At 50.3% G+C, this 24672-nt stretch carries 17 protein-coding genes and 1 pseudogene; 2 read left to right on the top strand and 16 right to left on the bottom strand.

All coding sequences use genetic code 11. The features are described 5' to 3' along the window. Nucleotides 1-138 precede the first annotated feature (138 nt). Together ACXAFR_RS25140 and ACXAFR_RS25135 are read left to right on the top strand one after the other, a co-directional pair. Nucleotides 139-438, top strand: coding sequence for an RNA polymerase sigma factor (locus ACXAFR_RS25140; protein ID WP_475182378.1), 300 nt, complete (start codon nt 139-141; stop codon nt 436-438). A gap of 140 nt (nt 439-578) precedes the next feature. Beyond that, a pseudogene (locus ACXAFR_RS25135) lies at nt 579-3572 on the top strand (Tn3 family transposase). Between the two features lie 155 nt (nt 3573-3727). Here ACXAFR_RS25135 and ACXAFR_RS25130 read toward each other — a convergent pair. From ACXAFR_RS25130 to exbD, 16 genes are all read right to left on the bottom strand, one after another. Next, nucleotides 3728-5020, bottom strand: coding sequence for a PepSY-associated TM helix domain-containing protein (locus ACXAFR_RS25130; RefSeq protein WP_475182376.1), 1293 nt, complete (start codon nt 5018-5020; stop codon nt 3728-3730). A 120-nt stretch (nt 5021-5140) separates the two neighbouring features. Continuing rightward, nucleotides 5141-7612, bottom strand: coding sequence for a TonB-dependent siderophore receptor (locus ACXAFR_RS25125; protein WP_475182373.1), 2472 nt, complete (start codon nt 7610-7612; stop codon nt 5141-5143). Between the two features lie 105 nt (nt 7613-7717). Next, complete coding sequence (locus ACXAFR_RS25120; protein ID WP_475182371.1) at nt 7718-8668, bottom strand: FecR domain-containing protein; 951 nt, start codon at nt 8666-8668, stop codon at nt 7718-7720. After that, nucleotides 8647-9174 carry a sigma-70 family RNA polymerase sigma factor gene (locus ACXAFR_RS25115; protein WP_475182368.1) on the bottom strand — a complete coding sequence of 176 codons (528 nt, stop codon included), beginning with the start codon at nt 9172-9174 and terminating at the stop codon, nt 8647-8649. The genes ACXAFR_RS25120 and ACXAFR_RS25115 overlap by 22 nt, the downstream gene beginning before the upstream one ends. A gap of 289 nt (nt 9175-9463) precedes the next feature. After that, nucleotides 9464-11836, bottom strand: coding sequence for a TonB-dependent siderophore receptor (locus tag ACXAFR_RS25110; protein ID WP_475182365.1), 2373 nt, complete (start codon nt 11834-11836; stop codon nt 9464-9466). 107 nt (nt 11837-11943) lie between these two features. Then, nucleotides 11944-12888 (bottom strand): FecR domain-containing protein, encoded by a 945-nt coding sequence (locus ACXAFR_RS25105; protein ID WP_475182363.1) that lies wholly within the window; start codon nt 12886-12888, stop codon nt 11944-11946. An 84-nt stretch (nt 12889-12972) separates the two neighbouring features. Further along, complete coding sequence (locus ACXAFR_RS25100) at nt 12973-13488, bottom strand: sigma-70 family RNA polymerase sigma factor (protein WP_475182360.1); 516 nt, start codon at nt 13486-13488, stop codon at nt 12973-12975. Nucleotides 13489-14002: 514 nt separating this feature from the next. Further along, nucleotides 14003-16384, bottom strand: coding sequence for a TonB-dependent siderophore receptor (locus ACXAFR_RS25095; protein ID WP_475182356.1), 2382 nt, complete (start codon nt 16382-16384; stop codon nt 14003-14005). An 87-nt stretch (nt 16385-16471) separates the two neighbouring features. Then, on the bottom strand, nt 16472-17440 hold the full coding sequence (locus ACXAFR_RS25090; protein ID WP_475182355.1) for a FecR domain-containing protein: 969 nt from the start codon (nt 17438-17440) through the stop codon (nt 16472-16474). A gap of 11 nt (nt 17441-17451) precedes the next feature. After that, entirely contained in the window at nt 17452-17955 is a 504-nt protein-coding gene (locus ACXAFR_RS25085) for a sigma-70 family RNA polymerase sigma factor (RefSeq protein WP_475182352.1), read from the bottom strand. 341 nt (nt 17956-18296) lie between these two features. After that, a complete protein-coding gene (locus tag ACXAFR_RS25080; protein WP_475182350.1) occupies nt 18297-20747 on the bottom strand; it encodes a TonB-dependent siderophore receptor in 2451 nt (816 codons plus the stop codon). A gap of 89 nt (nt 20748-20836) precedes the next feature. After that, nucleotides 20837-21817 (bottom strand): FecR domain-containing protein, encoded by a 981-nt coding sequence (locus ACXAFR_RS25075; RefSeq protein WP_475182348.1) that lies wholly within the window; start codon nt 21815-21817, stop codon nt 20837-20839. Further along, the gene (locus tag ACXAFR_RS25070) at nt 21814-22338 is read right to left on the bottom strand and encodes a sigma-70 family RNA polymerase sigma factor (protein WP_475182347.1); all 525 of its coding nucleotides are present in this window, start codon (nt 22336-22338) and stop codon (nt 21814-21816) included. Before ACXAFR_RS25070 ends, ACXAFR_RS25075 begins: the two co-directional genes overlap by 4 nt. Before the next feature lie 501 nt (nt 22339-22839). Continuing rightward, complete coding sequence (locus ACXAFR_RS25065) at nt 22840-23259, bottom strand: Fur family transcriptional regulator (protein WP_475182346.1); 420 nt, start codon at nt 23257-23259, stop codon at nt 22840-22842. Nucleotides 23260-23319: 60 nt separating this feature from the next. Beyond that, nucleotides 23320-24255, bottom strand: coding sequence for an energy transducer TonB family protein (locus ACXAFR_RS25060; RefSeq protein WP_475182343.1), 936 nt, complete (start codon nt 24253-24255; stop codon nt 23320-23322). Continuing rightward, nucleotides 24252-24671 carry a TonB system transport protein ExbD gene (exbD, locus tag ACXAFR_RS25055; protein ID WP_475182342.1) on the bottom strand — a complete coding sequence of 140 codons (420 nt, stop codon included), beginning with the start codon at nt 24669-24671 and terminating at the stop codon, nt 24252-24254. The genes ACXAFR_RS25060 and exbD overlap by 4 nt, the downstream gene beginning before the upstream one ends. Between the last annotated feature and the right edge of the window lies 1 nt (nt 24672).

Genomic DNA, 24672 nt, shown 5'->3' with positions numbered 1-24672 from the left:
TCAGCTTGCTCAAATTCCCTTTTGCGCCGTAATATGCAATTAGTTCTCATTTGCGAACTCTATCTTCCTCGGCTTGAATGAAGCGATTGGTGTGCGTCGAAAAGCTTGGTTGGAGTTCGCTATTCAACGTTGTGCGCAATGACAAAGCCCGTTTTTACATCGCTATCTCAGGCAGTAGAAGCCTATTACGAGGAGCTAAGGCAATATATCCGCCAGCGTACTGGCTCGCCTTCTTTGGCGGAGGAGGTGGTGCAGGAAACCTGGATTCGGGCCAATACCACCAGCGCTGCGCTACCTGATAATCCCCGCGCCTATCTCTACCGTATGGCGGGTAACCTGGCGGTGGACCATATTCGGCGACGCCAGGCCCGAGAGCGCCTGGAGCAACCTGTAGAGTCTGAGACGAATGAGAGCACTGCAACCCAGTTGGGGTCCTAGAGCCATAGCCGCCAGAAATCGCATAGTCCTCCGCAGACCACGGCTGGCGCGGCCTCTGAGCTACCCCTACTATAAAAAAACTCCCCAAGAGATCACTTTTTAGTCTAAATCGCTACTATATGTCATTTTAGGTGACATACATGCGATCTAGAAATAAACGCCTCAGAATACTACTTGATGCCGAAGTTCAAGACCTTTACGGTCCACCAACCTTAACCCTGGAGCAGAAACGCGCCATTTTCCTGCTAAACGATATCGAGAGGGAAGCACTGGATCTATACCGGGGGCAGTATTTGAAAGCGTATTTCATTCTGCTACTGGGTTATTTCAAAGTGAAACCCATAATTTTAAATCTCAATTTTGCGAAGATTCGAGAGGACTTTCAATTCATTCTACAAGCTCATTCTCTCCGTGCCCCGCTAGGACCGCGCAACCTAACGTCATCTCAGAAAAGCTGACTCTACCAAGACATTTTGTCACTGACGGGATTTACGCAACCTGTTAGTCAACTTAATGATGTCTTAGCTATAAAGGCATCCGCCGTTGCTAGAATTTCCAACGAATCTCGCTACATCTTTGACGAGCTCATCGCCTTCCTGACGGCCAATCAGGTGGTTGTACCGAAATATAGTAATTTACAGCGGGTCGTGTCACAGGCCACTGTGGAAGAAAGGCGCCGTTTAGCTGCTATTATCGATGACAACTCTCCGAAGTCTTTTACTGAATTTCTGTTGAATTTACTTAAAGTGAATTCCGAGACGACGCTGGCAATATTGAAACGTCGTGCCAGGGATTTTTCATTGTCTGAGATGCAAAAAGAGATCGAAGCCTGTGAGCTCATCAGCCCCTATCTTGATGACATCCAACGACTCATTCAATCTCTTGGTATTTCAAAGCATAATGTTGCCCATTATGCGAGTCTTGTAGACTATTATACTGTAACGAAATTGCGACGATTTCATAACACGACGTCAATGCTTTATATGATTTGCTATCTACAAGAACGTATTATCGAGATCAATGAAAACCTTTGCGATGCGTTTATCTATCACTGCCGGAAGTTTTCCGAAAAATCCAGAGAGTACGCGAAAGAATCTGCCTATCATGACTGGAGGAATTCAGAATCAAACGTTACCAATGCTGGTAAGGTTTTAGCTCTATTCATTGATCCGGAGATTTCCGACGACATACCTTTTGGCATCATTAGGAAGAAAGTATTTGCAATGATTCGTTTAACCGAATTCGAATCAGTGTGCCGGCATTTGCAAAATCAAAAAAAATCAGATGATGACTACATCTGGCAGTTCTTCGATGAAAAGTATAATGAAATTTCTTTCGCAATAAGACCTCTGTTTATACACCTATCCTTTTTCAGCGCAGATATGTCTCCCGGACTACTCGCGCATATCGCCAATATCAAGCAACACCTCCAATTAAATAATTTTCCAATTCCCGTGGATCGGAGAATTATTCCTTCGAAATCACTCCCATACATTGAAACGGGCGAAACGGTTCACCAAAAGCGCTACGAGGTAATGATCTATTTACTTCTTTGGCAGAAAATAGAAAATCACAGAATTTATGTCGATAATACCGAGAAATACAGGGATATTGGACAGGATCTACTTTCAGACAGTCAGTGGGAAAACAGAGATGAGTTAATTCAGGATTCTGGAATAAGCCGAGTTCAAGCTCCAGTCAATACTTTGCTGGACGATTTAAGAGATCAATTAAATAGACGACTCGCCCAGGTAGGTGAAAAAATTGAGTCTTCCGATAACAGTGATGTCATTATGCTTCACCGTGAAGGCAAACGTGTTTGGCGTTTGCCGTACAAAGGAAAGCAGAATCTAGTCAATAACCCGTTTTTTGAGAAACTACCCTCCACACATATCGCAGATGTTTTACGTCTTGTCCACCAGGAGACTCTGTTTCTATCGGATCTTCAACACATCAGCAGGAAACAGACCATAGATTTGACGACGGCTCAGCACCTGATAGCGGCCTGTATAGCCAATGGAACTAACTACGGTCTCTATAAAATGTCGCAGATATCTGACTGTCAGTACGATCGACTTAATCTGATTCAAGCCAATCACCTGCGTCTTGAGACACTTAGTAGTGCGAATGATCGCATTAGCAATGCAAAAGTAAATTTGCCAATCTTTAAACACTATTCTCTGCAGGAAAATATAATTCATGCCAGTGCCGATGGGCAAAAATTTGAATCTCGACTGACAACGTTTAAAACACGATATTCGTCAAAATATTTTGGCACGGACAAAGGTGTCTCCGCAATTACGCTCGTTGCCAACCACGTCCCCATTAAAGCACAGGTGATTGGCGCCAACGAGCACGAGTCCCATTACATCTTCGATTTGTTGTACAACAATACATCGAATATTCAGCCCGATATCCTGTCAACAGATACCCACGGAACAAATCACGTCAATTTTGCCTTGCTGGATTTATTCGGATATACCTTCGCACCACGATATGCTCAGTTTAGCCGGGTGATAGACAGCTTGTTTACCGTAAAGGAAAACTCAGGTGCCATATCGCTTTCCCTAAAAAAGCCTATCAACTATACATTGATAAACGATGACTGGGATACTATCCAACATATAGTAATTTCACTTCAGCAAAAATCTACGACGCAATCAACTATCGTCCGAAAATTATCCATGCACAAAAAAACTCACCCCTACTTACGAGGTATCACCGAATACGATCGCCTTATAAAATGCCTTTATGTTTTACAGTATATCGATGACAAGAGCTTACGCAGTTATGTACAAAGAGCCTTGAATCGGGGTGAAGCTTACCACCAGTTGCGCCGAGCTGTTGCCTCCGTGAATGGCAATCGCTTCCGGGGTGGCGCAGATGAGGAAATAGCGTTATGGAACGAGTGCGCTCGCCTACTCACGAATACCATCATCTATTTTAATACCCTTATACTCTCCAGGTTGCTGGAGCATTTTACGGAGCAGTTCGATCATGAGATGGTGGCATTAATCAAGCAGGTTTCTCCTGTAGCCTGGATTAACGTTAACCTAAATGGCACCTACAACTTCCTGCGTGGTGAAAATATGATCAATATCGAGGAGATACTCCAGCCGTTGATGAAGTTCTAAAAAGTAGGGGTGCCTGGGAGGCCTCGCCAACCGTGGCCTGCAGAGGTCTATGCGATTTCTGGCGGCTATGGCTCTAGGACCCCAAAGTAAAATAGGATTGGCTAGGAAGAGTTGTCTCGCCAACATGAGGGGTTTGGTGCATTGATCTCTTAAAATCAGGTACGTTCACGAAAGCTATTCGATGCAGGCACTCGAATGTCAGAATTTTGTTTGCTCGCAACCGATTGTTTGCGGTGTACATTGGCTCGCCGTGCCTGGCGTTTGCGCCACCAGATAACTACCCCGGTCACGCTTAGTATGGCAACAGCCAGCCCAACAACAGTCATTAACACTCGAAACGGGAATCCCCACACTTGGGCCATATGCAGATAATAGAGCCACTGGGTTATGGTATCGCCCACAGCTTCACCGGAGGGAATGAAGCTGGCTACTAACTCCCCGCTGGTGGCGTCAATAAAAACTGCGGTTGTACCGTATTGTTCACCAACATCCCGGTCAGTTTTGACGACATAACGAAAAAAATTCTTTTCCGGGCTGTAGTAGAGACGGTCGTCGCGAATCACCTCAAAACCTTTTGTTTCAGCCAAATCTGCCATTCGTTGTTGGGCTAATGCATAACCCTGCTGCCAGCCCAGTGAGGGTTGTTCACTAGGCTCAGCCACATTTGGAAGGTCGTAAGGTCTTTCCTGCATTTCAAATACAGCCGAGGTAACCGGCCGATAGACTTCGCCGTATAAATTAAAAGCCACGCTGCTCCAAGCCAGAATAAACAGGAGCACCCATGGCCATAAGCCACCGGCCACATGTAAATCAAAATTAACTTTGTAACTACCACCACTCCAGCGCACTTTCCACGCTGGCCACCAGCGTTGTAGCCAGCTATTGGAGTTAGAGTATCTTTTCTTATTGCGTTTGCGCCGGGGGAAAGTCAGGTAGGCTCCGACAAAGCAATCCAGAGTCCATAACAACGCAATAATGCCAAAGGTATAAGTACCAATAGTGCCCAATGCTAACGCATAGTGAAGACGGTAAATAAAAGGCATCAGGTTCGTCACTCCCTCGGTGATATCACCTCGAGTACGGGAGCCGAGAATATCCCCAGTATAGGGGTTGACGAACACCTGATCGAAATCCAACTTCATATCCGAGCCAGACACAGTGCGTGGATAAAACACAGCAGCTTCGTTTACATCAGAAAAATATAAACGTGTATAGTTGAACATGGATTGCGGGAACTTTTCTGCGATTCGATGGCGCAAATCAATTGGCGGAATAGGGTTTGCCCCTGGTATGGGAGGTTCCACTCTCATCATGTCCTGATTGATCCACGCATCTAGCTCGTCGTACCACACCAATAAACTGCCGGTAAGTCCTGCGATGATGAGAAACCCCGCCATGACCAAACCAACGTAACGATGAATTAAAACCAAGGTACTTCGTATAGTCATAGAGCGAAACTTAATTGTTGAACATAAGTAATTGCCGTGAATTAAAAGCGGCAAAAACAAGCGTGAAATTGAACTGGGAAAGCGGGTTCGTAATTACGTTACTTACGACTCCGCTTAGTATTAAAATTGAGCATTTATAGACGCGCTAACAGTGCGTCCATCACCGATAAACCAACGGTTCGCCCAATACTTTTCATCAGTAAGATTATTTACATTAAAGCGGAATGTGACTGGTTTTTCTCCAATGCCAAAAACATAGCGAAATCCTGCATCGGCCAGAGTATAGCCGTCAATATTATCTGTATTGAGGTCGTCACCATAAAAATCACCGATATGGGTTAGCCCTCCATTAAGGGTTAATCCGTGTACAGAGGGTACGGTATACTCCATATAGATTTTGTACATTTCTTCTGAAACATCGTGTGGGGTTTTCCCTTCGAGTGAAGGAGTCTGTTTGTTTTTCTTAATCTGTGCATCGAGAAGCGTTATACCACCAATAATACTCAAGTTATCAGAGAGCTTTCCGGTGGCTGTCAGCTCAATTCCTCTATGAACTTGACGTCCATCCTGCACAAACTCGGCCTCTGAAGAATTAATAACTTGATAATATTCAAATGGGCGGTCTATTTCGAATAGGGCGCTAGTTAACAGAACTTGACCAATAGAAGCCTTAACGCCTACTTCAATCTGTTCGCTGACAAGAGGATCCATCACTTCGCCACCGTTAATCACATTATAGAGTGTGTCTTCCTCATAGGTGGTTTCTGCCATGCCTCCCTGCTCGAGACTTTCCATGTAGCTGATATAGGTGGTGATATTCGAATGGGGTTTGTAGATTAGCGATAGTGTGGGAGTAATTTCATCTTCGCTATAGCTACCGATCTCTACACCGCTAACGTTGTAATCTTTATAGTCAATTTTCCCTTGGCTTATACCGATAAGAGCAGACCACTGATCATTGAAGGTAATATCATCACCTAAAGAAATCGTCTGGGTTTCCTGATCCCACCTCGAATAGGTCTGTCCCTGGCCAATAGAGGGAAAGTCAGGCATAGCAAAATAAGTCGGGTTATCCAGAGATAAGTTTGTATATTCTGCGATATTATCCTCTTCATCAGGGGGTATATGCCAAATACTTTCGTTCTGTTGGAAGCCTATCGTTATTTGATGTTCTACAGTTCCGGTAGCAAATCTATAATCGGTAAAAACATACATGCCCTTGCCCTCAATTTCCCGGGGGGCGTCATGTGCCGCAACAACAATTTGGGTATATGTGTTTTCAGAGGTGAGAATATTTATCGGTGTATTGTTTCTAGCCACAGAGCTTTCATCTAGATACCCGGCTCTCAGGCTGATGGCATCGCTGATGTGCCAGTTTAGATTCATACCAAAGCGCTCAGCTTCCGTTTCTTGAGACGACCATTTTTGCCCCCAGTTTTTTTCTGGATTAATGTCGTCAGCATCGGGACGCTCAGTTCCTCCAATGCGCCATGTTGCCTGTCGCCCTTCAAGCAGATAGTCGCGTTTTGATGCATTAATGTCGATGTTGAGATTTTCTGCAATCTGCCAATCAAAAGCGGCGCTAAAAAAAGTGCGTTCTAAATTTTGATGATCTACATAAGTATTACCGTCCTGAGTTACGGCGTTGATTCGATATCCAAAACGGCCAGCCTCATCAAACTGGCCACCAAAATCACCATGGATATAATAATTTTCTCCACTGGTATTGCCGAAAGTAATGGAATTCAGACGCTGTTCGGTAGGACGTTTGGTGACAAAGTTGACGACTCCACCCACATGGCCGGCGCCGTATAAAAACCCTGATAAACCGGTTAATACTTCAATTCGTTCAACATCTTCCATTGCCGTCCCTTCAGCAATGTTAAATGGCTGGCGGCTGACTCCATCGCGAGAAAAGGTATCCCGTTCAAAGCCTCTTAGGAAAATAATCGGTCGGTCGTTCTGAGCTTGAGGCCAGCTCATTTGTACTACGGGATTGATTTTAAAGACTTGATCGGTGCTGGTAGCCTGAAGGTTTTCAATAAGTTCTCTTGGCACTACGTTAATCGAATACGGTGTATCTTGCAGCTTCCGTCCCTGCCAAGGGCCAACTTGCGAAACTTCTTTTGACACATACCCGGCTTCTGCACTGCCATCCTGTATAGCAGAGTCAGATATTTTTACTGGTGGTAATGTCGTAACTGTACTTTTAGGGTTCGACACCAAATACCCGCCGCTGGCTGTGCGGCTCGCATGCAGACTGGTCCCCTGCAGCAACATTTGCAGGGCTTCATCAGTGGAATAGCTTCCCCGAATGCCATTGCTTTTTAATCCTTCTACCTGCGCAGGATCAAAGGAAAGCGTAATCCCCGCCGTGCTGGCAAATTGTTTCAGTACGTTTTTCATTGAGCCTGGCGCAATATCGAACTGCTGTTTCGCAGTTTCTGTTTGGGCGGTAGCGGGATTGTCCGCTGCCAGTGTTGGTTGCACCATCAACCCTGTGTTGAGGCAGACGGAGGCAATAGCAAAGGCAAGCAGGGAGGGGCGGAATGTATTGCTAATAGCATGGGCGTGGGTTACTGCGCTTGGCATGTGGGTTCCTCGACGTTGATTTCAATGCGGATTTGTTTACTAGTCGAGGGGAGAGTGAAAAAGTGGACAGGCTTTTTCAGTTTTTTATGGCAGCTTCTTATTTTGTCAGCCTACCGATACCCAGTAATCCGTAAATCGGGTGATTTTCACGTTGAGCATTTGCTCCAGCACTTCCAGTGCCTGGTTGGTGTTGTGGGTCTGGAATACGCCGGAGACTTTCAACCCGGCAACTGTGCCGTCGCAGCGCAAAATACCGGGACGATAACGAGCCAGTTCTTTAATGAAAATACCCAGTGGCCAGTTATCGACAATCAATTCACTGCGCTGCCAGGCGAGGCTGTCTGTTGAAAGATCATGAATAGCTTCGATGTGGTTGGGAGTAAATCGGCACTGCTGGCCCGCCTCCAGCCGTAGTGGGCTTGTACCGGATTGAGGGGAGATCATCACCGCAGATTTGACAACGCTGACCTGGGTAGCACCGGGCAGACAACGCACACTGAACTCAGTGCCCAACGCGCGAACAATGCCTTGGTCAGTCGCAACAGAGAAGGGGCGGTGTGGATCTTTGCCGGTGCGGATAAAGATTTCGCCGTCAAACAGATGAATCAGGCGCTGCTGGCTGTCAAAACGCACATCCAGCGCGGAATCGGTGTTCAGGGTTAGTTCGCTGCCATCGGCCAGGGTCAGTGAGCGTTGTTCGCCGATGGCGCTGCGGTAATCCGCCATCCAGGGTTGCCAGGGTCGGTGTCGTGCCACCGTCCAGCCCAGTGGTAATAGCAGACCGGCACCGGCCAATGATTTCAATACGGTGCGGCGGCTGAGGCGATCACGGCCCAGTACCGGTTTAGCCAGGTTGCCGGGTACCCGATGAAATTGACGGTTCAATTCACAGGCCGCCTGCCAGACGCGTTGGTGTTCGGGGCTGCTCTGATGCCAGCTGTGCAGGGCCTGTTGCTCGGTGGGGCTCAGCTCGCCACCGTCCAGGCGTACCAGCCAGTCCGCCGCTTCTCGCAGCAGGGTCTGACGGTTGGGACTTAAAGCATCAGATCGAGACACTGGATAAACGCCTGTTGCATGTAGCGCTTGACGGTACGCAGGGAGACGCCGAGTTGTTCGGCAATTTGCGGATAGGTGAGACCATCCACCCGAGAGAGTAAAAAGGCCTGGCGCATGGCTGGGGGCAGGCTGTCCAGCAGCTTATCCAGTTGTTGCAGGGTTTGCAGAATAATCTCCCGCTCCTCGGTGCTGATGGTGGCCGGTTCCGGCAGCAATGCTAGCGCCTCCAGGTAGGCCTGTTCAACAGCGCGGCGGCGAAAGTGATCCACCATCAGACTGTTGGCGACCATACGCAGGTACCGGCGGGGATAATCAATCACAAAATCCCGGTCAGCTCGGCGCTTCAACATTACCTTGACGAAGGTATCCTGCGCCAGATCGACAGCAGTCTCTGAACAGCGGAGGTGTTTGAGCAACCAGCCGCGAAGCCAGCCGTGATGGTCGCTGTAGAGACTGTTGATTCGCTCAAGGCTGTTGATATCTGATGGCTGGGCTGCGTCTGACAAGAACCGCTCCCCCTGTACAATAAGCGACAAAAAACTAATGAGAATTAATCGCATTCTATGTCGATTAGCGAGTCAAAAGCAAATCGGTTTAAGCGGGGGGATTAGTGCGGCTGGTTTTTATGGGATTCACGAGAAGTGGCGTAGGGACGCGCTGCCAGGTAAGGATTTTTTTGCGAGGAAATTGAGTCGTGCTGTAGTGTAACGTTGGAGTGGCCGGGCGGGGATGACCAGTTTAATTGAGGGGCATCGTGACCCGCCCTTGCTTTCTCGATTTTCTCAGTCTTTCGCGTCAGAAAGTTCCGCGAATACCGAGAGTGACGTTTCGAGGTTCACCGTACCAACCGTTAGTATGGTAGTAAGTTTCGTCCAGCAGGTTATTCAAGTTCAGTGATAAGGCTATTTGCTTGTTAAGGTTGTATTCGACAAAGCCGTCCAGAAGCGTATAGCCGTACAGGTCGTAGCCATCCGATTTGAATTCACTTTGAGATTTGATCCCTCCACCCACTTTCCACTGTTGCCAGTCGCCCGCTAACCGATAGGAACTCCACAGTTTCAACATATGCTTAGGCGGCTCAGAGGAAAAATCGGTTACCCCATTTTTGTAAACGAGCCGGTTGTAGGTATACCCCGCTGTGAGATTCCAGTCGGGCAATATCTCGCCGCTGATTTCCATATCTACTCCTTCACTTTCAACAAGGCCGTCCGCTTGATAACAGCAGGGAGAAATTGTGCCAGGTATTTGCAGCGCCTGGCCTTCGTGCTCCAGTCGATAGAGGGAAAAAGATGCATTCACCAGCCCACCGTACAGCTCACTTTTCACACCGATTTCATAGGTGGTTCCGGTCACCGGCTTTAGCGAGGATCCGTCGGTGCCCTGATAGGATGCTTGCGATTCGAATATCTCTGCAACGCTGCCATAGGCTGAGGTGCTGTCGGTGAAACGATAGGTAAACCCGTAGTAGGGTGTCAGTTCGTGTTTGTCTGCGTCTATATTGCCTTCAATATTGCTGAGACGCCCCCCCAGCAATACATGCATTTTATCGGTAAGTTCGAATCGGCCAGAGAAATAGGCGCCTGTTTTCCGTTCATCCTGAAAATGATTTGTGGACATGTTGCAGGATGTAATCCGTGTAACATCGGGTCTCGGGTAGTCTTTGGGATCAACGTTGATGATATCGACATCGCCGATACCAAAGCTATTCGCTCCAGACCAGCACAGATCAAGACTCTGTACGTCCAAGCCCGCAGTAATATTATGAGCTCTGTTAAAACCATAAAGGCTGCCGGTAATATAGCCATCAATGGCGTACTGCTCATGTTCAACTGCGACATTCCAAAAATTGAGTATTCCTGTGGCTATGCCTGAATCTGGATCAACCCAATCAGTGCCGAATCCGGCAATTCCGACCAGCGCATTCGTTTTCTGCGTTCTATAGCTGCTATTAAGATTCACGGTCCAGTTGCTGTTCAGTTGGTGCTCAAGTTTTGCGAACATTTCGGTGGTGGTGCTGGTCCTATCGTTCCAGTCGAATACGTAACTGGTGCTGCGGGATGGGTCTATTCGGCTACCATCGAGATAGCGTGGAATGCCGCCACCTTGCCAAGGTTTTGAACCGGAATCCTCGTAGCTGCCACCGAAGGTTAGAACAGTCTTTTCTCCCAGGTCGCCTTCAAGAACAGCATAGATAACCTTTTTTTCAGATTCGGCGCGATCATAAAAATACTCACGGTCATTATAAGAAACCGCGATACGGCCACGCAGCCAACTGTTCAACGAGTTACTGTAATCAGCTTCGACTCGGTAATTATCCCAGCTTCCCAGTCTCACGCCGACTTTGGTCTGTGCCTCAGCAGTAGGTCGTTTACGTACTAGGTTTACGCTTCCACCCGGGCTGCCCGAGCCTGTAAAAAGGGCATCAGAGCCGCGTAGAACCTCAACATGATCGTACGCCGTGAGATCGGAAAGATAGGTGTAACTTCTGCCAGCTTGACTGGTCGGTGATCCGCCGTCGGTACGGAAACTAGTGACACGAAAACCACGGGAGAATATTCTAGTCCCCTCACCGTAATACTGTTCCACAGTGATACCAGGAGTCTCTGACAAGGCTTGATTGATATCGAAAAGGTTCTGCTCCTCGATCTGCAGGTGGGAGACGACAGAAATAGCCTGTGGTGTGTTTTTCAGACTTTGGTTTCCCTTAGTTACGCTCACAGCTCCCGTACTGTACGCGCCGGTGCCCTCAGTCGTGGTGTTAATCGCATCGCCAGACACTTTCACCGGCGGCAGAGCTGTGGCACTTTGCACTGCGACAATACTGTAACCGCCGCCACTTTGGGGTGTCGCTATCAGGCCTGTTCCGTCCAGTAATTGTTGCAGTGCTTCGCCCGGGGTAAGCAATGCGTTGAGTCCGCTGCTGCTTAAGCCGTTGACCAGCTCGCTGGAAAACATCAGCACAATACCGGATTGTCTGCCCAGTGTGTTCAGGGCCTGCTCCAGTGAACCGGCGGGAATCTCAAACGGTTGTTGCTGTGTTTGTGCCGTCGCCAGCGGCGCATAGAGTGCATTGGGCAGGGCGATGGGGAGGGTCGCCAGGCTGAGGGTGAGCAACTTGTGTTTCAGTCTCCGGAGGTGAATGGGTGGTGGGGATAAGGCGTGTGGCATTTACGGATTCCTTTCAACAAGTAAGTAATGATGCTGCTTACTCTTGTTGTCGGGCGAGTACGTAAAATAGCTCAACAATTTTTCGATTTATGAAAAATATAACGGCGTCAGGCGGGCACCACTGTCACCCAGTAGCGGGTGACGCTGTGCAGTTTGATGGGCAGGGCCGCAGCTAGCGTGTGCAGTACCTGATCGGTTTTTATTACCGGGTAAGTGCCGGATACGGTGAGCTGTGCCACGGCCGGATCGACTCGCAGAATGCCGGGGCGATAGCGGCTGAGTTCGGCGATAAACTGTTCCAGGGGCATGGCGCGCACGACAATAACGCCTTCGGTCCAGGCGGCTTCATCAGGCTGTACTGTGTTGAAGGGTGACCAGCCGGTTGCGCTGAATAGGGTAGTCTCGCCGGGGTTGAGCAGGCAGCGTTGGTCACTTTGCCGGGGGCTGAGTTCCACTTGCCCTGCATACACCGCAAGCCGACACGCCTCGCCTAACTGCCGCAGGGCAAAGCGAGTGCCCAGTGGGCGGACGCTGCCCTGAGTGGTTTGTACGACCAGAGGAGCGGTTTGCCGAGGGCCGCTGGAAATATAAATTTCGCCCTTAAGCAGGTGGATGCGCTGTGCCTGTTGGCTGTTGCCTGTCTGAATGGCGTCGAGTTGAATGGTTTCTAGCTCAATAGCGCTGGCGCTGTTCAGTATGATTTCAGTACCACTGGCCAGAGTGATCGTGCGCTGTTCGCCGACGGCGGTGTAGTGATCCGCCTGCCAGCGGTTGAAGAGGCCGCCCTCTTTGGCTCCGTAACCGGCAGCGCCGGCGACCAGTAACAGAGAGAGTGTTTTTAGCGCATGGCGGCGTGATAGGCCGCTGGCAGTCAGAGCTTTTTGGGCCAGCCCGGCACGCTCCGGATCGGCCAGCAGATCGAAGCGCTGATTGAGTTGCTCGACGTGCGCCCAGGCACGTTGGTGATCGGGGTGCTGGGCACACCAGCTACGTATTGCATTGGCGGTTGTGGCAGGGTCGTCGCTGGTCTGCAGTTCCAGAATCCACTGCACCGCGCGGCGCGCCACCGTCGGCGGAATGTCGGGAGCAGCTAAAGCATCATTGGAAAACGGGCCAGAAATGGACTCCACTACTAGTCAGTCCTCCGCAGCCAGAGCAAAGTAGCATTGGGAATAGGCGCGAATGAGGTGGCGCTTGACGGTGCTGAGAGAAATGTCCAGTTCATCGGCAATCGCCTGTTGTTTGAGCCCACCGAGTTGGGCCATCAGGAATGTGCGCTTGACTATCACCGGCAAACCGGCCAAGCGGCGGTCTATCTCCAGCAGGGTTTCCAACATCAGGTGTTGTTCTTCCGGGCCAGGCGCGAACTGCTCGGGAACTTGTGCGAGTGCTTCCAGATAGGCCTGCTCGACACGCTCGCGGCGCCAATGATCAATCAGAACACGTCTGGCAACTGTGAGCAGATAGGCGCGGGGCTGCTTGAGCGGCTGTATGTCTTCCTGTACCAGCAGGCGTAAAAAAGTATCCTGCATCAGGTCCGCAGCACGCTCGGTACAGTTGAGCTTTTTGCGTAGCCAGCCATGCAGCCAACCGTGGTGATTGCTGTAAAGGTTGTGCAGATCAGGCGTTTCGGCAATATCACTGCCAGACACGGCGGACTCCCCTGAAAGAATAGCTGTATCAAATAAATGAGAAAGATTCGCATTTTATGCTGGTTAAGGGATGAATAGCAAATAGGCTGGGGCTGCCCGTAGCCATAAGGAAATCATCACCGAGGGCAAAGCGGAATTAGGTGCGGATTAAGGCGCTCGGTTATGCACAGCCGACCAAAAACTCCTCGCTTACAAAAATAAACTCAAGACCCTGGATGCCGCTAAATAAGTAAAGGCGTTAACTTAAGCCCTGACCTTGCGCTTTTGAAATGAGGGACAAAGAACAAAGAACAAAGAAATGAGGCTTAAGTTTTTATACTGGCGTGAAGTTCTAAACGGCACTATTTTTTACCGCAGCGGAAAGCGGATATTTTAATTGTCAGTATGCGAGCATGGATGCTGTGTTGCATTTATAACGTCGGTGCGACAGCCTGACCGCCAAGGCGATCAGGCTGTGAATTATCGGGATTGGGAATCAACCTAACATTGTCCCTGTCTGTTTTTCGCTTTTCTTCTACCGGAATTGATGTGTTAGCGTTAACGAAACCTTACGCGGCGCGCCAATGTAGTTCCCATAAGAAGGAACTTCAATGGCCGAGTAATATTCTTTACTAAACAGATTATCAATATTAATTTGAAGATCAGTAAATTTCGTAAAATTATAGCGGGCCATCATATCAACGACGCCATAAGAAGGTTGCCGTATTTCATGGCTATCAGATTTAACTGATAAATCACTCAGCCACCTTGCTGCGCCACCGATTGTAAAGCGGTCATTGATATCGTAAGAAGATGTTATTTTGAATATATGCTCTGGATATTCATCGCCGTTGTATCGCTCACCTTTGCTATCACCGCTTCCATATTCCGAGTTAGCGTAGGTGTAACCTGTGCCAATATTCCATTTTTCCGTCAGTGCGCCTGACACCTCGAATTCGATACCGCGCGTTCTTACAAGGTCTTCAGCTTTGTAGCAGCGGGAGGAGCTGGGGTGACAATAGGTCAGGCCATCAATAGCTGACCCAATATTTTCCTGATCGGACTGAAACAAGGCGATGCCCCCGTTTAAATTGCCATCAAAGAACTCTTTTTTAATGCCAGTTTCGTAATTAATACCTTCCAGCGGATCCAATAGATCGCCATCAATATCAAATTGTGTTTGAGTCATAAAGGTTGTTGTATAACTGGCATAAACACTTGTATCACTATTTATTTTATATACAAGTCCAACATAAGGAATGGGTTCAGCATCATTTGAGTAATCCGTTCCTGATGCGTTATAGTCGTACCAAGCGACCCGTGCGCCAGTGACAAGATTAAGCCTGTCTGTCAGCTCAAAATTGCCTGAAAAGTAGATGCCTTTTTCGTTCTGCTCTTGTGTGCTTGCCGTTGCAGATGTCGAGTTCGCAAGAGATACTGATTCTGGATCCCACGTTAGAGGGTCTATCGTGTACGTGCTGACATACCCTCCTGACGTAGTGAACTCATAGTCGTTATATGAAACTCCCATCGCGATATCATGCGTTCTGCCAAAAAGTTGCAAGGGGCCAGATAGATTAATTTCACTTGAACGGGCGTCGTAATCGTAATCAAAATTGCCGTCATACTTAACAAGGTCATCGCTTGAATAAATTGTGAGCGAGGCGATAAAGTCAGCATCAGCGGATAAAGTCCTTGCTGACACCTTTAAGACCCAATCATTTTGCAGCCGCGTTTCAATGTCAGCATATACTTGGTGAGTTGTTCTATCATTTCTTGCCCAGTCACTGCCCAGATAGTCACCTGAGTCGAAATTGTAAAAGCTACCATCTGGCTTGGTAGGCAATCCTGCCCAATCGAAACCATCCTCTTCAGAATTCTGGTAGCTATATGCCAAACTGACGGTGGTGTTTTTCGTGATCTCACCCTCTACTATCGCATATCCAAGGAAGTCCTGATCACTATTATAATCACGATAGCCATCGCCTCCATTTGCAGACACTACGAAACGGCTACCCCAGCTTTCATTCATGGGGACAGAAATATCGATATCCCCAGATGCATTTTCAAAAGATGATGCGCCAGCAGAATAATTTCCTTCCAATGCGTCTGTTGGCCGCTTTCTGACTAAGTTAATGACACCTGATGGATTTCCTGACCCGTCTGTAAGGCCTGCAGCACCCTTGAGTATTTCAACGCGATCGTACATCGCTGTATTTTCTTGGTTGGCGGTATCTCTAGAGTAATAGTGAAGACTCGATGACAGGCCATCGTACTGAATGCTATCAATTGTTTGGCCTCTGGATAGATATCGCCAGCGATTACTTGTTAACCCCTGAGTCACTGATATACCTGGAGCGTAATCGAGCGTCTCTTTCAGGGATTTTGCATTTCTGTCCACTATTTGTTGTGTCGTAATAACACTCACTGACTGAGGTGTTTCAAGTATAGAAAGGTTTAGTCTCGTTGCAGTAGGCATAACCCCGGTTGTATAGGAGCCCGTGCCTTCTGTTGTTGCCCCCAATGTATCTGCCGACACTTTCACCGGCGGTAAAGTCTGCGCCCGGGACTGGGGTTCGACAATGGAATAACCCCCATCAATTGAGCGCGTGACAGACAGCCCAGTGTCGGCCAGCAATAAATTCAGTGCCTGTTGAACTGTGTAATCACCGGACAGAGCCGGGGCCAGATGGAGGTCGACCAGTGTCGGGTCGGCTGACAACGTAATGCCGGTTTGTCGGGCCAGGGTATTGAGCGATGTTGCGAGTGACCCGGCGGGTAGTTCAATGCGATGTTGCTGCTGCTCGGCGGCAGGTGCAGCATTGGTATTCTGCGCCAAAGCGGGCAGGGCGCTGGTGCTCAGCAGGGCGACTGTCAGCGCAGTGAAAAGCGGCTTTAAGTGAAAATAGTGAGGCATGAAGGTTCCTTACATCAGTTAACACGTTGTTCGTGTTGTTACCTTCTTAAGCCGAACGACAGAGCCGGGAGAGTAAAAAAATTTTTCTTATTGCGACCTTACCCTCACCCACCAGCCGCTAGTGGTCTCTATTTGAATAGGCAGGGTGTTGGCCAGCGACGACAACGCTTTATCGGTGTCGTCGATATAAAAGACGCCGTTGACTCTGAGTTCTGCAACGTCGGCATCGTAGTGCAGCCAACCGCGACGGTGACGCGCGAGGGCGTCGAGAACATCGCCCAGGCGGGCATTATTGGCTTCAATGACGTGATCAACCCAGCCGCCGGGCGTCAGGCCGTTGCCGCTTTGCGCAATGATCTGGCCATTGGCGATACGCAGGCTGTCGTGTGCATGTGCAGTGGTACTGCTGCTACCACTGTGAACATTGACCTTACCCGCTGTCACGGCAAGCTCGCTGCTGTCGGGCAGTTTGCGAACGGCAAAGCGTGTACCGACGGGGGTAAAGCGGCCATCGTCGGTGATCACTGTGGGTTTGTGGCGGGTGTCTGCGGCGGCAGAATCAACCAGAATCTGGCCTCGGTAGACATGAAGGCTCGTCCCATTGGCGGTATAACGGATATCCAGCGCGGTACGACTGTTCAGATACAGTTCGGCACCACCTTGCAGCGTAATGTGCTGCTGTTCACTGGCACCAGTGCGGTAGTCGCCTTGCCACTGGCCGCGCCAAAAGGGTAGCGTGAGTACACCAATCAACAGCAGAGACAAAAGACCACCGAGCTTGGCGCGGCGCGTACGCAAACGCTGCTTGGCCAGTTTTTGCAGGAGCTGGCTACGGGCTTGAGCGCTGTTTGAGCGGATAGTGCTGGAGCGGGCGGCACTGAACTCGTCTTCTACGGCCTGTACGCGCTGCCAGGCAACACGGTTAAGCGCATCGGCCTGCAACCATTGTTCGAAGCCTTGTTTGTCTTCGGCGGTAGCCTCTTCATCGCCCAGCACCACGCTCCAGTGAAAAGCCTGGTCGAGAATTTGCTTGGGAATCGCAGCCGTTGTGCTCATAGGGTAAGGGCCTAGCCCATAAGAATGCGGTAACAGTGGCGCAGTGCCAGCGTCAGGTCTTTCTGCACGGTACTGCGGGAAACGCCCAATTGCGCGGCAATATCGTTATAGCCAAGCCCTTCCAGCCGGGACATCAGAAATACCAGCCGCGTTCTGGCTGGGAGATTATCGAGCAGGGCATCAATGCGCGCCAGGGCGTCAATAACGGCCACTTCATCTTCTGCCGAAGGTGCGCAATCATCGGCCAGTGAGGCGGCTGACTCCTGCCAGGCTCGTTCGACCTGCTGGCGTCGGTGGCGGTCAATCACCAGTCCGTGTGCAACACGTGCAAGGTAGGCGCGGGGTTCCTGAAACGCGGGTAACTCCAGCTTGCCCAGCAGGCGCACAAACACATCGTGAGACAAATCCTCGGCGATACCCGGGCAGGCAAGCCGACGCCGTAATAGGTTGAGCAACCACCCGTGGTGGTCACTGTAGAGGCGGTGAATATCGGCGGGTTGAGTTGCGTCTGACAAGAGCGGATCTCGCTGGTAGCTGTTGGGGGTAAATGAGAACCACTCGCACTATATGCTGGTTGGCTCATGAAAAGCAACCGGGCCAGTAGAATGGAGGGTGTTCAGATACTAATGTCAGCTGGGGTCAATCGCTGCGGAATTCAGTTAGCAGGAAGTATCAAAGTGGGGGGTATTGGATGCGCTTAGGAGCGTTGTTATAAATGCCTGTTGAAGGCAAAAACTTCACCGTCAACAGGGGCGGATAGCGGTATGAAACGTTGTGGAAGGGCCAAGTTTAGGTTGTATCTGACCCGTTTTTTCGGGGAAAGGGATTAGAGATTTTGACCCCATTGATCCCAAGTCTAAAACTCTACTTGCCCACTGATAACAAAGCTACGTGGTTCGCCAAGATAGAATCTGTTGGCCCAATAGTGTTTATCGGTCAGGTTGTTGATTTTGAACCTTACAGTGATCGGATTGTTTGCAGCACTGAAGGTATAGCGGGCACCAATATCTAACAAGGTATAGCTTCCCAGATCATCGGTATTCTCGGCATCCCCATAGCGATCCCCGGTATAAAAGGCGCCACCAGTCAGGATTAAGCCTTGCACCCAAGGGGTTTTGTACTCCGCATACATTTTGAAAAAATGCTCGGCGACATCTATTGGTCGGTTACCTTCAAGGTCGGGTGACTGTTCATTGTCTTTTATTTTTGCGTCCAGCCAAGTGGCACCGCCAACCAGGGTTAAACGATGTGTTAGTTTTCCGGTCGCTGTGAGTTCCAATCCTCGATGCACCTGCCGACCATCCTGAACATATTCAGCCTCAGTGCTGTTGAGTAACTTGTAATATTCCAGTGGCTTGTCGATTTCGAACAGGGCTGCAGTCAACAGCATTTCATTGATATTAGCTTTTACGCCCAGTTCAAATTGCTCACTGATTAAAGGCGCCATCACTTCATTTTCATTGATGACATTATAGGCACCGAAGGTTCCCGCTACACCGCCTTGCTCCAGACCTTCCATATAACTGGTGTAGGTGGTGATGTTTGCCATCGGTTTATACAGTAACGAGACCGTCGGCGTTGTGTCATCCTTATCGTAATCACTGGTCTTCGCACCGCTGGCATTCCAGTTTTCATAAATAATACTGGTATTATTCAGGCCAACCAGCGCCGACCACTTGTCGTTAAAACGAATATCGTCACCGACTGTCAGGTTGTTTGTTTGTTGGTGGTAACCCTTGTACTGGCTACCAGAGTCAATTATCCCCCAGTCTGGTTCGGGAATATAGGCCGGCGAAGATAGCGAATAACCAGTGTATGTATTTTGGACGCGTCCAGCTGAATATATGTCCCAATAACTGTCGCTATATTGATAACCGAGAGTGAGCGTATGCTCGATACCTCCCGTAGCGAAATCGATATCCCAAAAACCGAAATAGCCTTCACCGTTCAAGGTATCCGGGGCATTCTCCCGATTATCAATACGTTGATCATAGGTTCCATTAGACTGGATTGTGTTAAAGGCACTATGTCTTGTGCGCTTGGTTTCTTCATCAAGAAAACCACTGCGAAGGCGCATATGCTCTGAAATGTTCCACTTCAGGTTGATGCCGATTCGTTGTGCTTCGGTTTTATTCAGTGTCCATCGCTGTCCCCAGGTAGTATCGGTATCCAGATCATCAGCATCGGGCCGGGTGGCACCTGTACCTATGTACCAAAAGGCATTGCGCCCATCGAGATGATAGTTGCTTTTGGAGAGGTCTAGTTCCAGAACCAGATCGTCTGTCACCTGCCAGTCAAACAGACCGCTGACAAACTGACGTTCTGTGTCCATGTGGTTAACTGCAGTATCGCCATCCTGGGCGGCCAGATTGATGCGATAGCCAAAGGTGCCATCCGTATCAAATTGGCCGCCGAAATCACCGTGGGCATAGTAATTCTCGCCGCCAGTGTTGGCCGCGGTCACTGAGTTGTAACGTTCATCGGTGGGGCGTTTGGTCATAAAATTCATTATCCCGCCGACATTGGCCCCCCCGTATAAAAAGCCCGATAAACCGGTCAGTGTTTCGACTTGCGCGATCTCTTCAGTTGCGGTTCCAAAAGCATAGTTCCACTGTTGGCGAGTGATGCCGTTGCGGGCAATCGCACTGTTTTGAAATCCCCTCATATAGACAGAAGTTTGCTCATTTTGGGCTTGAGGGTAGTAAAACTGGGTGACTGGATTGATCTTGATGATCTCATCGGTATTGAAGGACTGTACATTTTCAATCAAGTCCTCAGAAATTACATTCACGGAATAGGGAATATCCTGAAGCTCTCTCCCCTGCCAAGGACCAACCTGTGAAACCTCCTTCGAAACATAACCGACTTCAACACTGCCATCCTGAATCGCTGAACTGGATATTTTAATAGCCGGTAACGTTTGCGCATGACTCTTCTCCAACACAAAATCCCCATTTCCCTGCCGCTTCGCTGAGTAACCAGTGCCTGCTAATAACTCAGCAAACCCCTGAGCCACACTGTACATACCCTTTAATCCGTGCGATTGTTTGCCCCTAAATTGTGCCGCATCAAACGACAAGGCCACTCCCGCAGAACTGGCAAACTGATTAAGCACTTCACTTAACGGGCCTGCGGCAATGGCAAATTGTTTCAGGCTGGTACTGGTGGGTGCAGGATCATTGATTGCCTGGGCATACGCGGGGCCAGTTAGGGCCAAACCGCCGCTAAGGGCAAGGGTCAGGCTGATGGCGCGGGCCAGTGGTGCAGTGCGAAAAGGGGTGTGGCTAGGCGGTGAGTTCTTGCCCATTGTGGCTCCTGGTTTTGCGTCAATCTTTGTGGTGATTAACCAGAAGCCGAACAAGCAGAGGGAATCGTGCAAGTTGCTGAAAAATTTTTTTAAGCCGGAATCATGCGCACAAAATAGCCTGTCAGTCGTAGTTCACGCACCGGGAAGGCGCGGCTGATAACCGCCAGCGCGCGGTCGGTATCTTGCAGTGGAAAACTGCCGGAGATTTTTAACCCGGTAATACTGTCGCTACAGCTCAACATGCCCTTGCGGTAGCGGGCGAGTTCATTCAGTACCTGCCGCAGTGGCTGGTCAACCACCATCAGGCTGCCATTAATCCAACTGCTGTCACTGGCCTTGGCGGTGCGAGGTGTGCCGATGTCGCGACTGTTAAAGCGCAGTTGTTGCCCGGCGCTAATATCCAGTCTGTTTGGGCTGTGAGCAGGCCGGATACGCACGGTATCTTGCTGAACACTGACGCGGGTGTCTTGGTCGTCGATGCGCACTGTAAAGCGGGTGCCGAGCGCCTGCACACGGCCGTGGGGTGTATCGACATAAAAAGGGCGTGGCGGGGTGACCCGGTCGGCTGCGGTCTGCATGTGAATTTCACCCTGGTACAAGCTGATGATACGGCTGGTGTCGCTATAGGTAATATCCACCGCGCTGCTGGTGTTGAGTATTAACTGGCCGCCATCGTTCAGGGCGAGGGTGCGTTGCTGCCCGGTGTCGGTCTGGTATTGGCCGCGGGGTCGGTTGCTGCTGAGTTGCCAGGCAGTCAGGCCCAGCGGGGCAGCGACGGCAATAATACCCAACCGCTGCAACAGCTCTCGGCGCGATAGCGCGGCACCGCGCAGAGCCGGTGCGGCAATCTGGCCGGGAACGCTGGCCAGTGCGCCCTGTACCTGTTCGACCTGTTGCCATGCGAGGTGGTGATTGGCGTCCTGCGCTACCCACGCCCGCCAGTCGGCTTGATGTTGGCTGGAACAATCCGGGGATTGCAACAGGGCATACCAACGAGCGGCAGCGCGAATCGCCTGCCGCAGATCATCCGTGACGATGGTTTGGTCTGTACCAGCGGTGATGTTATTCATCGTCCGGCGTGTTCCAGTTGGTACAGGCAACAGTGTTCCATGGCTATCGCCATATAGTTGTTCACTGTACGCAGTGAAACACCCAATGTGTGAGCAATTTGCGGGTAGGTTTGGCCATCGAGCTGCGACAACAAAAAGGCGTCGCGCACCTTGGTGCCCAAACCTGCCAGCATGGCATCCAGCTCCATCAGGGTTTCCAGTGCCAAAGCGCGCGCTTCCTCGGATGGCCAGCTGGGTTCGGGCAGGGCGGAAAGAGCGTCGAGATACTGGCGCTCAAGGCTGCGGCGGCGAAACAGGTCAATGCTCAGACCTTTGGCTACTGTGATCAGAAAATGGCGCGGCTCGCGCAGGTGGCCGGGCGATTGTGGTGAGCGAATCACCCGCAGAAAGGTATCCTGAGTGAGGTCTTCGGCATCCATCGGACAGCCCAGACGCTGGCGCAACCAACCGCAGAGCCAACCGTGGTGGTCGCGGTAGAGTAGTTGGAAATCCGATGCCGGGGGTACGTCCGTGCCGCTCAATTACAAACTCCTTAGGCCGCACCAGGATCCTTTGACTGTCGGTGACGCCATTGTTAACGAGAATTATTTGCATCCTATAGCAGACGAGGCTTTAAACGCAAACTGGCTTACCATACAAATCCATCGGAGCGAACGGGAGGCCGCCTCAATAAGGTAATAAAGTGCAGTCAGGTGGATATCTTGAAAGCCATAATATCCTTTTGTAAATACGCCGTAGTGGCGCGACAGAAGTGCGTTGTACTTGAATGCGGTCCTGAGTCGGAAAAAAACTGCAGACCCCGCGCCTGCATTTATGCTTAAGCAAAGACGTGTCCATGCTCTTTAGAGTCAAGAAAACCTGGAAGCAGAACCACGTAACCACGAGTTGTCGGGTAGGGGGGGCAATAGCCCACCACGGCTACAAAAAATGACTAGAAGCGATGCAAAAGGTCAATTTATCAGAGAAGAGTCTAAGGCAACCGCGCCATTCTGCTATCAGTTTCACTGAGCTGCTAACAGTTGCTATGGTCTAGCCGTCTTGCGGACATAAAGTACTCGCTCACTGTGAATAATCTCGAATCCACTTGCGGCGGCGACGGCATTTCCCAACTGTTCCAGTTCTGTACTGTCAAATTCAACAATGTCGCCAGATTGTTCGCAAACGAAATGGTTACGATGTGGCCGGGTGGTCAATTGGTGAACGGCCGGTCCATCGGAAAAATGGTGACGAGCGACCAGTCTGAACTGCTCAAAGTGAGACAGCGTTCGATAGATGGCAGCGAGGCTTACAGTGTTACCGCGACGCTGCACCCGTTGCAGAAGTTTGACGGCAGTTAGCATCTCGCCAGCTTCCGCGCAGGCTCGCAGAGCAGCTAGGACTGCCCTGCGCGCGTAAGTCACGCGAATGCCAGCGCGACGTAGGATCGTTGACTCTGTATCCATGATGAATCGTGGTCCTCTTCGTTGTTATTCTGCTAATTGGATAGGGCAGTCCATCTGATGTCATCGGCGCAGAAAGAACTCCACCGGCACCACAAATTCCAGCGGATCGCCTGAAACTTCAGGTGGTGGTTTGGGCAGTGGTTGAGCGCGCTCCATTAACTCCAGTGATTCTTCATCAAGCAGCGGATAGCCCGCAGACTGTTCGATGCTCTTTGCCAGCACTCTGCCCGTTCGATCCATGGTGAATCTCAGATAGACGATTCCTTCCTGGCGCTGCCGCCGCGCCTTTGACGGGTACTGCTTGCTTTCATTGAGCTTTAACATCAGCGCATTCTGCCAAGTCAGCTTGCGATGAGCGACGACCTCTGGAGAGGTCACACCAACATTAGGGGCCGCTGCCAGCTCGTCTTCCTGACTGGCATCGGGAGGCGCGCTCGCCTGGCTGGTCTGTTTATCTTCTGGCAGTGTTTCCTGGGGCTCTTCCGGCGGTGGGGGCGTTTCCTCCTCCAGCTGCGGCACTTCCTCGGATTCGGGTTCCGGCTCCTGCGAAACGGCTACCTCAGGCATCTCTGCCGGTGGCGCTTTGGGAATCTCTGGCTCCGGCTCCGGCTCTGGCTCGGGAACAGGTTCCGGTGGCGGAGTGGTTTCTGCCTGCTCCGGTCCGGGGGGCACATCGAGTGGCGTGGGTGGTGCCGTCGGCTGTGGCGCCAGTTCGATTACCATTGCCGCGGGTGGTGGTGCCGGTGGAGCGGTAGACGTATCGGGAAAAAGACCCCAGAGAAGCGGCGCTCCGCAGCAACCCAGAACCAGCATGGTGGACGTTATCCAACGCGATTGGGATTCTGTCAGCCATTTTCGGGCAGGCGGTGCAGGCGGAAAGTTATGCAATTCTGGTAACAGTTCAGAACTACGCACAGGGCGCAGTGTTTTGCGTCGGTATAACCGGTCTGGCTGTACCAGAAACCGTTGCGGGCGAGTGGTGGCTGGACGTGTCACGACGCAGGATCTTCCAGCGCAACCAGGGCAATTTTCAGGTAACCGCCTTCCCGGATAAGATTCATGGTTTCCATTAATGTGTTGTAGTCGACGCTTTTGTCCGCGCGCAGAAAAATCCTTTTCTCAGTGTTGCCTTCAGTGACGTTGTGCAGAGACGTCGTCAGTGTTTTCGCGTCGACCGAATCCTCACCTAGGACCAGTGAATGATCCGCCTTGATGGTCAGGTAGAGCGGCTTATCAGGTTTAGGCTGAGGTTCTTCAGTAGAGGCCGGTAGATCGACCTTTATGTCGACGGTTGCCAATGGCGCGGCGACCATAAAAATGATCAGCAACACCAGCATCACATCGATAAACGGCGTCACGTTTATTTCATGATTTTCTACCAGTTCATCTTCATGTTGTATGCGTGCACCCATT

It is taken from the genome of Pseudomaricurvus sp. ABR4_320 (genome assembly GCF_056159445.1).
Note: the sequence above shows the minus strand (reverse complement) of the source record. Positions and strands in the feature narration are given on the sequence as shown.

Coding starts and splice junctions, on each gene's coding strand:
- ACXAFR_RS25140 (WP_475182378.1), top strand. CDS start 139: ATGACAAAGCCCGTTTTTACATCGCTATCTCAGGCAGTAGAAGCCTAT.
- ACXAFR_RS25130 (WP_475182376.1), bottom strand. CDS start 5,020: ATGACTATACGAAGTACCTTGGTTTTAATTCATCGTTACGTTGGTTTG.
- ACXAFR_RS25125 (WP_475182373.1), bottom strand. CDS start 7,612: ATGCCAAGCGCAGTAACCCACGCCCATGCTATTAGCAATACATTCCGC.
- ACXAFR_RS25110 (WP_475182365.1), bottom strand. CDS start 11,836: ATGCCACACGCCTTATCCCCACCACCCATTCACCTCCGGAGACTGAAA.
- ACXAFR_RS25095 (WP_475182356.1), bottom strand. CDS start 16,384: ATGCCTCACTATTTTCACTTAAAGCCGCTTTTCACTGCGCTGACAGTC.
- ACXAFR_RS25090 (WP_475182355.1), bottom strand. CDS start 17,440: ATGAGCACAACGGCTGCGATTCCCAAGCAAATTCTCGACCAGGCTTTT.
- ACXAFR_RS25080 (WP_475182350.1), bottom strand. CDS start 20,747: ATGGGCAAGAACTCACCGCCTAGCCACACCCCTTTTCGCACTGCACCA.
- ACXAFR_RS25075 (WP_475182348.1), bottom strand. CDS start 21,817: ATGAATAACATCACCGCTGGTACAGACCAAACCATCGTCACGGATGAT.
- ACXAFR_RS25065 (WP_475182346.1), bottom strand. CDS start 23,259: ATGGATACAGAGTCAACGATCCTACGTCGCGCTGGCATTCGCGTGACT.
- exbD (WP_475182342.1), bottom strand. CDS start 24,671: ATGGGTGCACGCATACAACATGAAGATGAACTGGTAGAAAATCATGAA.